The organism is Shewanella subflava, assembly GCF_025971955.1.
In the GTDB taxonomy this organism is placed as follows: Bacteria; Pseudomonadota; Gammaproteobacteria; order Enterobacterales; family Shewanellaceae; genus Shewanella; species Shewanella subflava.
Genome location: NZ_JAPDMX010000012.1, coordinates 166759 through 179897, shown reverse-complemented (window position 1 = coordinate 179897; position 13139 = coordinate 166759). Strand labels below are relative to the sequence as shown.

At 41.3% G+C, this 13139-nt stretch carries 12 protein-coding genes; 7 read left to right on the top strand and 5 right to left on the bottom strand.

All coding sequences use genetic code 11. The annotated features are described in order from the left end of the window. Positions 1-23 precede the first annotated feature (23 nt). The 3 genes from OHT75_RS06860 to OHT75_RS06850 all read left to right on the top strand — a co-directional run bounded on the left by OHT75_RS06860 (position 24) and on the right by OHT75_RS06850 (position 3470). The gene (locus OHT75_RS06860) at positions 24-452 is read left to right on the top strand and encodes a hypothetical protein (protein WP_264725748.1); all 429 of its coding nucleotides are present in this window, start codon (positions 24-26) and stop codon (positions 450-452) included. 291 nt (positions 453-743) lie between these two features. Beyond that, on the top strand, positions 744-1646 hold the full coding sequence (locus OHT75_RS06855) for a LysR family transcriptional regulator (RefSeq protein WP_264725747.1): 903 nt from the start codon (positions 744-746) through the stop codon (positions 1644-1646). 414 nt (positions 1647-2060) lie between these two features. Continuing rightward, positions 2061-3470 carry an aspartate-alanine antiporter-like transporter gene (locus OHT75_RS06850; protein ID WP_264725746.1) on the top strand — a complete coding sequence of 470 codons (1410 nt, stop codon included), beginning with the start codon at positions 2061-2063 and terminating at the stop codon, positions 3468-3470. 24 nt (positions 3471-3494) lie between these two features. On the opposite strand, the gene OHT75_RS06845 is transcribed toward OHT75_RS06850, so the two are convergent. After that, a complete protein-coding gene (locus tag OHT75_RS06845) occupies positions 3495-4019 on the bottom strand; it encodes a hypothetical protein (protein ID WP_264725745.1) in 525 nt (174 codons plus the stop codon). Next, the gene (locus OHT75_RS06840; protein ID WP_264725744.1) at positions 4012-4761 is read right to left on the bottom strand and encodes a transcriptional regulator; all 750 of its coding nucleotides are present in this window, start codon (positions 4759-4761) and stop codon (positions 4012-4014) included. Before OHT75_RS06840 ends, OHT75_RS06845 begins: the two co-directional genes overlap by 8 nt. Positions 4762-5289: 528 nt before the next feature. On the opposite strand from OHT75_RS06840, the gene OHT75_RS06835 reads away from it, so the two are divergent. Together OHT75_RS06835 and OHT75_RS06830 are read left to right on the top strand one after the other, a co-directional pair. After that, positions 5290-6099 carry a cytochrome c3 family protein gene (locus OHT75_RS06835; protein WP_264725743.1) on the top strand — a complete coding sequence of 270 codons (810 nt, stop codon included), beginning with the start codon at positions 5290-5292 and terminating at the stop codon, positions 6097-6099. 17 nt (positions 6100-6116) lie between these two features. After that, complete coding sequence (locus OHT75_RS06830) at positions 6117-6611, top strand: hypothetical protein (protein WP_264725742.1); 495 nt, start codon at positions 6117-6119, stop codon at positions 6609-6611. 315 nt (positions 6612-6926) lie between these two features. Here OHT75_RS06830 and gorA read toward each other — a convergent pair whose 3' ends face one another. The 3 genes from gorA to OHT75_RS06815 all read right to left on the bottom strand — a co-directional run bounded on the left by gorA (position 6927) and on the right by OHT75_RS06815 (position 9746). Continuing rightward, positions 6927-8282: a glutathione-disulfide reductase gene (gene gorA / locus OHT75_RS06825; protein ID WP_264725741.1), complete on the bottom strand. Its 1356-nt coding sequence runs from the start codon at positions 8280-8282 to the stop codon at positions 6927-6929. 78 nt (positions 8283-8360) lie between these two features. Continuing rightward, positions 8361-8885, bottom strand: coding sequence for a hypothetical protein (locus OHT75_RS06820; protein WP_264725740.1), 525 nt, complete (start codon positions 8883-8885; stop codon positions 8361-8363). Between the two features lie 99 nt (positions 8886-8984). Next, positions 8985-9746 (bottom strand): hypothetical protein, encoded by a 762-nt coding sequence (locus OHT75_RS06815; RefSeq protein ID WP_264725739.1) that lies wholly within the window; start codon positions 9744-9746, stop codon positions 8985-8987. A 297-nt stretch (positions 9747-10043) separates the two neighbouring features. On the opposite strand from OHT75_RS06815, the gene prlC reads away from it, so the two are divergent. Both prlC and OHT75_RS06805 read left to right on the top strand, forming a co-directional pair. Further along, the gene (prlC, locus tag OHT75_RS06810; RefSeq protein ID WP_264725738.1) at positions 10044-12083 is read left to right on the top strand and encodes an oligopeptidase A; all 2040 of its coding nucleotides are present in this window, start codon (positions 10044-10046) and stop codon (positions 12081-12083) included. A 386-nt stretch (positions 12084-12469) separates the two neighbouring features. Continuing rightward, on the top strand, positions 12470-13132 hold the full coding sequence (locus OHT75_RS06805; protein ID WP_264725737.1) for a PilZ domain-containing protein: 663 nt from the start codon (positions 12470-12472) through the stop codon (positions 13130-13132). Positions 13133-13139: the final 7 nt, after the last annotated feature.

The following is a 13139-nucleotide window of genomic DNA, read 5'->3' as shown; positions in this document are numbered from 1 at the left end:
GCAATTGAAATGAAGGTAACATTATGAAAAAAACACTTATTACTCTATGCCTGTTAGCTTTATCTGCAAACTTATCAGCTAATGAGGTTCACGACCAAGATATGCAACAAGTTGAACCCCAAATGGAACAATTGGTCACGGTAACGGAAGAATCTGAGTTTTTTATTACGATTGATGAAGAAGCCAGTTTTGAATCAATTGAGTACACAGGTTTTATTGAGGATATGTTCAGTGAAATTTATATCACTAAATATCAAGCTGAAGAAAGAAACCTAGAGCAAGTGCAAAAGTTTAATATTTATGGCGAAACTGACCTTGAAGTGGTTAGTCAACGCATTGCAGCACGTATCAATCAGGATAACCCAACCTTTTTTTCAATCGATTTATACCGTGACTACCATGGCACATCAGGACAATTTACCTATGTAGCTAAAGTGGTTGAGTACAAATAAGTTTTACCCTATCTCCCCAGAAAGTTTTGCCCGCATGATTGCGGGCTTTTTTTTACGCAAACATTAACGCACCCGCTTTCGTTCAAAAAACGCCGCTTATTTTCAACCCATCGGCTTAACAGCGCACTAAACGTATTCGACCTGGTCGAATAAACCATTCGTTTGATGAACGTTAGCACTTACCCGCCAAAATATTTAAACAATTGAAATTGAATGTGGTAATTTAACCATAATTAATTGCGCTTGAATAACTGCTGATATTGGCACCTTGTCAATGTTAGCCGGAGTAAAATGATGAATTTCAGCTTAGAGCAACTACTTGCTTTTGTAACGGTTTATGAACAAAAGGCATTTAGTAAAGCCGCCGTAAAACTGGATAAACATCGCACCACGATTGGTCAGGTGATCACCAACCTAGAAGATCAGCTTGCCATTACATTGTTTGAACGTATTGGCCGCTCAGTTGAGCCAACACAAGATGCCACCTTACTTTATCATTATGCTAAGCAAGCCATTGAGCAAACTCGTACCTTTGATCGCGTTGCGTTAAGCCTGTCATTTGGCGGATTAGAATCAATCAATTTCGCCTATGCTAGCTTTATTCCCCAGCAGATACTGGCACAAATCCGCAAACAGTTACTGCAAGACTTTCCCTTTATGAATGTTAATTGGCTAGTTAGAAGCAAGCAGGAAATTAAAGAGGGCATAAAAGATGGTTCAATTCATTTTGGTTTAGTGAATGTATTTACAAGTAAAGTTATCAATAGTTTAAATGCATCGCTATTACATAGTATGAGTTTTATGCCATTTACTGGCGAAGATACTCAATTAGCTAAATTACCCCCGAGTGAAACATTTACCACGATGAAATCATCCAAGCAGTTTGTGCTGAAATCGATGCTGGATGATGATATGGCTAACAGGGTTATTGTTTCGTCGAACTATGAAGTGGTAGATCAGCAAACCTTAATGATTCAAATGGTGCAAGAAGGGTTGGGATGGGCACTGTTTCCTTCGTTCATCAACCAATTGGAGCACTTTTCCAATGGTTTGGTTGAAATTGCAGCAGATGAAATTAAAGAAGCGGTTTTAGTGCCTGTGTCCTTGTGGTGCCAACATTCAAAACAAAATGTCGACATTAAAAAATCGATCATGGCGTGTATTGATAACTACCTCAATAAACTTAGTGACTAGCCCCAAAAAATTTTACTGACCTTGCCCCTCTACTCGGGGGCAAGGTTGCACTGTTGCCATCGAAAACGTTCATTTTTGATAATTAATTTAGCCATTTTAGGATGGCAATAGTCTGGTAACCCTTTTACTCCAGCCTTAGATTTTGTCTTTTATTGTCTATAAATCAACATCCTCTTAAGCTTTTTAGTAAGCGCTTTTTACCTGATGATGACTCATCTGGTCACCATTGCCTCAACGTAGGGCTTCATCCATCAAACACGATTGTGACTTTTGATAAAAAACCAATAATCTTGCGTTTAATAACGGTTTTTTAACTGCAAGTTTAACTCAATTCTCGCAGTTTTTTGCCCTTATTCATTACCGCAGGAAAATGACAGACTTTAATCATGTTTAGCACTAAGAAGTGAGCTTATAATGGCAATACTTGAACACATCTTTACCTCTTCAGCCTATTTTATTTTGCTGATCACCCTTGTTTTAGGGTTTGTGGTGGGCAAAATTAACTTAGGTCGATTCTCGCTAGGCACAATTTTAAGCACATTGCTGGTAGGGCTCGTTGTTGGCCTAGCTGGAGGCGCTAACGATCCTAGTTTAACCTGGCTATTTTTCAGCTTATTTGTGTATGTGGTGGCTTATCTAGGAGGGTCTATCTTTACTCAGGATCTTCAGGCGCACCAAAAGTCGATTCTGATAAAAGTCTTGCAGTTATGTTTTACAACCTTCACCGCGATTGCATTTGTATATTGGGTTTTCAGCATCGAATCTATCGCGGTGTTAAGACTTGCAGCTGACCACATTTCTACTTCAGACGTGATCGTGTTTGCCAGCGCGCTTTTACCGATAATCATTGCTACTCGCAAGCTACCATGGCTGAAAAAATGGTATGCCCCAACTCAGCTCATCAATTCTGTATCTACCGAGGTTGAAGCCACCTCACTGCATGATAGCCAACAAATAAACAGCGTTAAAAATGTTGTCAGACGTGCCTTTAAGGTGAATACAGACAGCACAGTGGTTGGCAAAACCTTAACCCAACTGAATACCCCAGCGGTAGAAGTGGTATTTGAATTGCAAAAAGGCTCACTAGACACAGATCGGAATACAGTCAATGCCGGTGATACAATTACAGTGACAGGTACCAGTAATAGTCTTTACTACCTAGAGGATAATGTACTAGGGACTGAACTTCCTTTAGAAAACAACATTATTGAAGAACATTTTCAAATTGTGGCTAACCAGCACGGTTTACAAAACTCATCCTTGCTGGCTTTGAAAAACAACCTCAATAAAACGTCCCCAAGAGGCATATTAATTTCTCGCTACATCAGAAAGGGCATTGATATTGAAATCACTCCCGATTTAATTATCAGCAATGAGGACATTATTCAAGTCACTGGTAATGACATGGATATTAAACAGGTTAAACATGCCTTAGGCATTACCAATAATAGTGTGGTATTTGGTCAAGTTCTATTTACTTTGGGAATTATTCTTGCTTATTTAACCAGTTGTTTTGATTTAGAACTTACCGGTGTACCGCTATTATTGGGGGCGGGTGGTTGTAGCCTGATTACCGGATTATTTATCGGTTGGATTAGCCATCATTCAAGCTTATTTACGCCGGTTTCAACATCATCACTGAAGCGATTAAGTTTTGCAGGTTTATGGGGGTTTGTGGCCGTATCTGGTTTATTTTTAGGGTCTTTAGTCACTCAAGCCGTCAGTCAAGATAGCCTCAAGATGATGTTTGTTGCGGTGGTAGTGACTATTTTATCGCAGTTGGTTTTATACAGTCTGGGTAACAAAGTGGTCAGTAATAGCTAAGCTTTAAGTTTATTGGTACTAGCATTAATCCATAGTAATCAAGCTACAGGCACAAATGTTAGTGCTCGGTAAAAAATACAACAATGCTAAATTTTTGTTTGGATTAGTTTTCACTATCTGAATGGTTAGATTATGAACACCTTCCTTAGCAATATTACGTAAAGCGAATGCTTGTACATGCGTGGCATGTTGCGGTAATGACAATTGCTGGTTATGGCGAATCAGTTTGCTTTGGGTCAGATTTAGAATGTAAATGTTCTTTTCTTTATAAGCACTTAAAATACCCCCTTGCACATGCAGTGTTGCAATGGGCTCACCGTCTGCAGAAAAATAGCGGTAGCTAATGCTGGCAGAACGTTTTTGCAAGCTAAAATCAGCAATCATTATATTTTTTTCAATGGCTTGGGTTTGAGGGGCGGCGGCGACCAGTTCATTTTGACATGATAAAACGATATTCACTTCAGACGCTTTGATATGTTGATAAATCACCAAACTGCAAAGCAGTAAGCTAATACAAATAGCACCAAACCACTGCACTTTTTTAGTCACAGAGTGATACCTCCTGCAGCCAATTTGGGGAAATAAAATTGGGTTGCAAGCTAAAATCACTGGTTTTTATATTTCTCACCAGTAACTCACCATTGCTTGAATAGCCTTGCATAGAAATATTCAGCACCTGCATATCATTGGAGAACGCTAAATACACATCTCGCCATTTAACAATCGGGCATAAATTAAACGCAGTTATTATTTTTTGTTCCATATTAGAAACTTGCTGCGATGATTTTTTGGGTGATTGTAGCCAAATCAATTCAATTTGCTGGTGGTTATTTAATGTCACAACACGGCTTTCTCTTACTGGAGACTCCGCAGTTTTAAACCAAATATACTGGTGCATGGCGGTGATCAATGTTATTGCCGCTATCAACATCATACAGCTGGCTAGAATAATGAGCTTTTTTCGTTGGGCAAGTTGTTGCTGCCATTCTGGTGGAGGAGTGGATATATTTAAGCGGTAGCCTTTTTTCGGCAACGTCTCAATTAAATCGATATAGGGCTCACCAAAGTATTTACGTAAGGTGAAAATCGCCTTGGCAACGGCTGATTCACTCATTACCGCTTGTTGTGAACCCGCACATGATAATTGCCCTTTGGACATCACTTGATTGGGGTGATTGGCCAGTTGCTCAAGTACTTGTGCTTCCGTTCGCGTCAGATGGTGTTGAGTTTGAGTCTGGGTATTAATCAACACACTGTTGCTGATATCAAACTCAAATACTTTTAGCCTCATAATGTGTCTTGTTTGTTAGCGATATCGTTAATTTTACGATAGTTGTTAAAATGAAACCGCCTTACAACTCACACTTTGGTTGCCGTTGCCATCCGCTGTACTTTGCAATAATTCTCCTCCCCAAGAACGGTCTTTTAGCACCCTCGTGATAATCATCACATTTTATTGGCGATAATATATAAAAAAATACTTGGTAATTAGTATTACACTCTGATTTTTACTGCATTTTAGATGTATCAACTCAAAAGTTGGCGTTTTATAGTGAATTGTCTTTATGTTGCAACGTGGTTTTGAGTGCGCTTATTAATGGCTAAATTACTTTGACCTCGGCCTCATTTCTTTTTTTATGACACGCCATTATTGAATTAACCCAGTAACAAGGTCGAGGTCGCTTCATTTGCAGGTTTTTTATTGCAAATGTTATCGAATGGTCTGACATACCAAGCCCCCATAAAGGCCGTGATGTTAATCATCTTAGATCCCTTCAATGTTACTTGTGATGAAAATAATAGAAAAATGAGGGTATGTATGAAGACATTAAACAGAAGACAAGCTATTGGACGCATAATTGGTGTTTCATCTGCGGCAGTTGGTGGGGCGTTGGTAGCTAATCCTGTATTAGCGGCAATTGCCACAGACACTGGTGAATGGAAATTAGAGGTAGGCACTCGCTTAGCTTATGTAAAACTCGATCCTATGGTTGTTGCAAAACGTGCTTATGAAACCGGTAATGGCTGTATGTATCAGGTATTTGACAGCATTATTCAAAGCTTAGCCGAATCAAACTCTCCTGATGCTGAAAAATTTGCTCAAGTACCCACAGCCATGGCCCACTATGGCTATGCAGGCATGTTAGGTGAGGGAACCGTATGCGGCAATATCAACGCAGCGGGTATGTTAGTCAATCTTCTTTCTATTAACGGCTCTCCAGCAAACAGTTTTTTAAGCCAGGTGATGCGTTTTTATGAAAACGAAGCGTTACCATTTCAAACTGACAGTTTCCTTAATGGTATCGGGGCTGATAAAGCTGAAACCCTCGCTAAAGTGGGTAGCCCAACGGCTGCAAATACTGTTTTGTGCCATTCTTCTATTAGCTTGTGGGCCAGTAAAAATGGTAAGACATTCAATGAAAAAGGCATGCGCTGCAAACAATTATCAGCCTCGGTCGTTTATGAGTTAGTCGTGATGTTAAACAAAGCATTTGATGGTGAAACTGTGAATGATCACCCCGTATCAACAACGGTTGAAAGTTGCCAATCTTGCCATACGGCTGACTCAACTTTTGCTCCGAGTGTGAAAACCAACATGGCATGTGACACCTGTCATGGCGGCCACTAATCAATAGGAGCCTAGACATGAAAAAATCAACACTTAGCCTAATGATGGGATGCAGTTTCGTTTTGCTCTTCGGCTGCAACAGTTCTGACGATGATAATGTTACAGCGCCCCCCGAGCCTCCTGAACCACCAGCAACCACCATTAGTATTAATGATACTTCCGTTATCGAAGTTGCTCTTGTGAGCACTGAACCAGAAAGCGGCACCATCATTATTAACGTAACTGGAGATGACGATAAAGCGGTGATCGGAGCCAACGCATTTAACTTATTATTTATGGGATATCCTAAGCCTGGGCCTTATTCCAGTAAATATAAGTTAGCTTGGCATCAAGCGCAGCACACCAGCTGTATTGATACTGAGGAATGCGCCATCGCAATGGAAGAGTTAACAGCAGGCAAGTACCAACTTACGTTAGAGGATGTTGCCTGGAAAAACGGGGTGATAAGATACCGAGCTGCTTTGGAGGTAAAAGGCGAAAATGCTCACTTTCCCACGGCATTTTTAGAGTAACCCATTCAGGGTCTGATAATTGACTCGCGATGGTTTAATCCACATCGCGAGTGTTTAACCTAGGGTGAAAAATGAATGAATCGTTGTACGGTTATTTGTGGATGACTTATCAAAATCCACTGCAGAGGTAATGTTGGCACTGTGCATAATGTTCCCAGCATAAAGAATTATTGATATGCCATTGCGCTGCAATTAAAGCAAATGATGACCGCACTCCTTGACAAAAAATAGCCAATAAAAAAGCAAACACTCAGGTTTGCTTTTTTTAGGTTGCAGGCTAAGCATAATGACCTCTAGCCTACTATCTCAATGGCGTTATCTCATAGTAACAAACTCTTCTGCGCCAGTAGGGTGAATGGCGACGACCGCATCAAAATCTGCTTTGGTTGCCCCCATTTTCATAGCAACACCAAAACCTTGGAGAATTTCATCCATTCCAAAACCGATACCATGAATCCCCACAACCACTTCATTTTCGCCTGCACACACTAATTTCATTTTACAGGCTTGGCGGTGAGCAGTAACAGCTGTGTACATAGAGGTAAAGCCCGATGTGTATACCTTAATGTTATCTGCACCATATTGTTCAGCGGCTTCAGGTTCAGTTAACCCCATTGTGCCAATGGGTGGATGACTAAATACCACAGTGGGAATTAACGAGTAATCCATTTTGGCATCAGGCATTTGACCAAATAAGCGCTCCGACAACAAGCGACCCGCTTTAACGGCAACGGGAGTCAGCTCTACGCCGCCTTCCATGATATCGCCAACACAATAAATGCCTTTAGCTGTGGTATTTTGCTGGGCATCAGTTACTACATAACCGTTCGGGTTCAGGGTGACATCGGTATTTTCAAGGCCGATGTTACCTGTTGCTGGCGAACGTCCAATTGCCCAAATAAGGGTGTCGACTGTTAAGTTGTTACCGTTTTCAAGCTCAAGCGTTAAGCTACCGTCGGTATTTTTAACCACTTGCTTAGGCACACTATTGGTATGTAAGGTTGGGCCATCTGTTGCCATAGCATCAACTAGGGCATCTACTAAAATAGGATCAAAATTTCGCAACGGTGCGTGTTTACGCACTAGTAAATGGGTTTCACTACCCAGTGCATGTAACACCCCCGCTAGCTCAACAGCAATATAACCAGCACCAATGACGGCAACACGTTTTGGTTGTTCACGTAATTCAAAGAACCCATTAGAATCGATACCGTATTGCGCGCCGGGAATATTGGGAATAGTCGGTGCACCGCCTGTGGCGATCAAAATATGATCAGCCGTGTAATGCTCGCCATTCACTTCAATCGTGTTGTTATTCACAAACTTGCCATAACCGTTTACTAAGGTCACTTTATTGCTGGCAAAACCACGACCGTAGGCTTCATGAATGCGGCCAATATACGCTTCGCGATTATCGACTAAAGTATTCCAATCAAATTTATTGACGGTAACGTCAAAACCATAGTCTTTCGCATATAGGTTCATGGCTTCAGCAACGTGCGCGCCATACCACATCACTTTTTTGGGGACACAGCCTACATTTACACAGGTACCACCCACATGCTTTGCTTCTATAATTAATACTTTTGCGCCGCGCATTGCTGCACGATTTGCTGATGCGATACCGCCACTGCCGGCACCCAAAGCAATATAGTCAAAATGTTGAGCCATGATAATCTCCGCTACAATTGATGCAGCCATTGTAGGGAGGAATCGGCTTCGATGCTAGGGCGTGTTCACAAACTCTTGCTAGCGCTTGTATTGGCAAAGGGCATGATCACCTTGTGATGGCCCTTTGGTTTCACATTTTAAGCATTTCCACTCACCTAATCTGGCGGTCATTTCGCGCTCAAAATGCTGTTGGTTTTGCGTACCGGGCCTGAGTTTGCGTTGCAGATAACTAATGCGGTTATCTAACCAACGACAGCTGGGATCATTTGCCACTTTAGGGGCTTTAAGGGCTGAGGAAACTTTGGTTTTTGATTTATAGGATGGATTAACTTTGGTTTTGGAGCCCCATGATCGCTCAACTAAGGCTTCATCAGCGTAATATTCTAATGCCAAGGAAGGCGGGTTAATGTTAATTGGCTTGCCTTCACTATCAAAAACACCATCAGCACCAAGCTGAGTAATATTTTCATTACTTAATGTGTTAGATGTTGATTCTGATTTATGGGTAAGTGTAATCAATTTATCGCTCGCAATAGCGCTATGTTGAATACAGATACCAGCCATAAAAAATAGAGGGGAGAAAATCAATTGAATAGGTTTCATAGTGCATCCTTGCCAATGTAAACGATAAAAAGCGCAATCATCCTGTTGCGCTTTTAAAGTGTAGCCTAATTTATACCAGACACAAACCGGCTAAAGCATTCAGAATACCCAGTTTAAATGCACGCCACCGTAGGCTTCATTTAAATTGCCTGCTACCTGATTATCAGCGGCCTCACGTTTAATATCGCCCAAGGCTTCAGTGACGCTAATATGCGTACTCAATTCAATGTTTTGGGAAATGGCATAAGCGGCTTCGACACCAAACTGTAGATGATTTGCACCATCATGCTCTTCAGTAACGTATTGAAAATCAAAGCCCTGCAGCACATAAGGTGTGATGCTTAATTTGTCCGTGATATTCCATGGGCTATGTAAGCTCACTTCAACAAAATAGCCGCCGGCTTCTGTGGCATAGGTGTAATTAATCGCGGGTATGAGCCAATCAATCCCTGTGTAAGTTAACGAACTAAATACTTCATTGTCGGAGGCGCGATCATCACCATAAAATTCTAAACGTTGGTAGCCTATAGTGGCTTCAAATTGCTCAGTTAAATGAATCGTATATTCAAGACCCAAATTCCACTCGATATAATGCGTTTGATCGCCGCGACCTAAAGCCACAAAAGTGACGAGATCACCATCAGTGACACTGGCGACTCCCCAAACAATACCGCCTTTGTCTAAATTATCCCGCCCTTCGGAGATATATTGGCTGTCCCATGCGAGGTCAACTGCAAATTCAGGGGCGGTTTGAGCGAGTCCCTTTGTTGGTATGCCACCAAAAGAAAGCACTGCACAGCTTATAATCAATGTCATAAGAGATTGAGGTAAACGTGCTGGTAAAAAAGCGGGTTTGATCATAGTGATAACTCTATTGGGTTAGCAGCGGTTGACGATTTTTGAACATATTAAACAACAAAATACTAAAGGTGAATGATAACGAGTTGCATTTGCGATCTAATTGTCAATATTGGAAGTGTAAATAGCGTGTAAATAAAAATCGAGATCATCATCACTTTTTTATGACAATTTTTAAGTTAGGCAGCTCAAAACTGGGCCTACTCATCCAGAAGTGACCGAGGGATAATCCTTCTTGACTTGATTTTCAGCTTTTAAGCCCTCATAAAGTAATCATACGCTTATCTTCGAGGACACATCATGAGCAACCCATTGCAAAGTGGAACAGAATTACCGCTTTTTTCACAAATCAAGCCAGAACACATTAAGCCAGCAGTGGAACAAGCCATTGAAAACTGTCGTAGTTGCATTGACGCCCTCCTTGCTAAGAATAGTGTTTACACTTGGGATAATTTAATTGCCCCACTTGAAGAGGTTGATGACGAACTTAGCAAAATATGGTCACCAGTATCACACATGAACTCAGTGATCAGCAGCGATGCACTTCGAGAAGCCCATGACGATTGTTTACCTCTGTTGTCTGATTATGGCACTTACGTTGGCCAGCATCAGGGACTGTATGAAGCCTATAAGTCTATTCATCAATCAGTCGATTTTGCGCAACTGACCCAAGCGCAGAAAACCGTTATCGAACATAGCTTGCGAGACTTTGAGCTATCAGGTATTGGGTTGAGTGATGCTGATAAAGTGCGTTATGGAGAGATTGTTAAACGTCTTTCTGAACTGACCAGCCATTTTTCGAACCAATTATTGGATGCGACTCAAGCATGGACAAAACTGATTACTGATGAAGCAGAGCTTGCTGGCTTACCAGAATCGGCACTTGCCGCCGCCAAAGCGATGGCAGAAGCAAAAGAGCAGACCGGCTGGCTATTTACCTTAGATTTCCCATCGTATTTACCTGTTATGACGTACAGTGAAAACCGCTCGCTACGTGAAGAGTGTTATCGCGCCTTTGTCACTCGCGCATCTGATCAAGGCCCTAATGCGGGTGAATTTGATAACACCAACAACATGAACGAAATTGTGGCGTTACGTCATGAAATTGCCAATCTCTTAGGGTTTGAGAGTTATGCCCATGAGTCTCTGGCAACCAAAATGGCAGAAACGCCTGAACAGGTGCTTGGCTTCTTAAACGAACTGGGTGAGCGCTCAAAGCATCAAGCCGCCAGTGAGCTTGCTGAACTGCGTGCCTTTGCCAAAGAACATTACAATGTCACTGAAATGGCATCGTGGGATTTAAGTTTTTACGCTGAAAAACTTCAACAACACAAATATGAAGTGTCTCAAGAATTGCTACGCCCATACTTTCCTGAAAACAAAGTGCTATCGGGCTTATTCTTCACCGTTAACAAACTATTTGGTTTAACGATTAAAGAAGAGACAACGTTTGATTCATGGCATAAAGATGTACGTTTCTTCCATATTTTTGATGCAGAAAACATCCACAGAGGCAGCTTTTATCTCGATTTATATGCTCGCACAGGTAAGCGTGGCGGCGCGTGGATGGATGATTGTCGTGGCCGACGGATTACTTCGACAGGCTTGCAAAAGCCGGTTGCGTATTTAACCTGTAACTTTAATGGCCCAGTCAATGGCAAACCGGCATTATTTACCCACGATGAGGTGGTGACGTTATTCCATGAGTTCGGTCATGGCATTCACCACATGTTGACTAAGGTAGATGTCGGCGGAGTGTCGGGCATTAATGGTGTACCTTGGGATGCGGTTGAACTACCGAGTCAGTTTTTAGAAAACTGGTGCTGGCAGGAAGAGGCCTTAGCTGAAATTTCTGGTCATTTTGAAACGGGTGAACCCTTACCCAAAAAGTTGCTAGATAAAATGCTTGCTGCAAAGAATTTTCAGTCAGGCATGATGATGCTGCGCCAACTGGAGTTTTCACTGTTCGACTTCAGAATGCACCATGAATTTGACCCAGCTAAAGGGGCGAATATTCAGGGTATTCTTGATGAAGTACGTAGTAAAATTGCTGTATTAACACCCCCTAGCTTTAACCGTTTTCAACATGGATTCGCCCACATATTTGCCGGTGGGTATGCTGCGGGTTATTACAGTTATAAATGGGCCGAAGTGCTGTCTGCCGATGCGTTCTCACGTTTTGAAGAAGAGGGCATTTTCAACCCTGAAACGGGCAAAAGCTTCTTAAACAATATATTGGAAATGGGCGGCAGCGAAGAACCTATGGTGCTTTTTAAACGCTTTATGGGTCGTGAGCCAAACACCGATGCATTATTACGCCACAGCGGTATTGCGGCTTAATTTATCTGAAATAAAAGATTAGTTTATATTTTAATCCAAAGGCGCTATTTAGCGCCTTTCTTATTCGTCAGCCCAAAAAACATCATACTTTTTTATAAGAGGGCTTAAATTGAATTTAAATAACTGAACTGATAAATAAGTCGCTAAAATAAAGCGGGTAGGTGAGGAGTAACTGCACCCAAAAAATTAAAAATACGTTCCAAAATAGTTACCTATAATCTGTCATAGACATCCCCAATAACACAGCTAAAGATACCGCCAGAAATCAGTGCCATTTTTAATTCGTAGGTTTTTTATCAAAATCTAGCAAAACAGTTGCCTTAGATGTTTGCTCGCCCTACATTGGAGCGTCAATAGTGAATAAACAATAACAATAGGTCTACACGTTGAGCAGCCATGTTAAAAAGATTTTCTTTGAGTTAACGCCAGGTAAGACGGTGGACTTACAGATAGAACATCCCGTGAAGTTACGCATTAAAGCCATTTTAGTCGGGTATGATTTAGGGCAATATATTATCTTAAAACACCCCGCTCCGCAGAATATGAGCAATTACAACGATGTGCTTGTTGAGGGGAATGTGGTGGTAGTGCGTTACCTATTAGAAGGTCAACAAGGCGAGTGCTACGCTTTTAAATCGACCATCAGAAATGTCACTAAATTGCCTGAAAAGTTTATTTTTTTAACCTACCCTGAAAAAATTGAAAACAGGCAATTACGTACCCATCAGCGATTTACGACTCATTTACCTGCATTTATTCAAGCAAAGGAAGAGCGTGAAGGTAGAAAAGCGGCACAACTTAAGGGGATTATTTCAGATATTTCCGCCAAGGGCTGTGGCTTTGTTTTTAAAAGTGACAAAGCCAATATTAAAGTGAATCAAAAAAATATTTTTGTCGTGATCCGAACCCCTAATGATGTTGAAATGTCTATTCCAGCAAAAGTGTGTAATAGCCGTTTTGAACATGGCAAGGTCAACGTAGGTATACAATTTGAAGAAGATGACGAACAAATTAAAACATTACTCAATCAATTATTTATTGATCTGTAATGCAAAA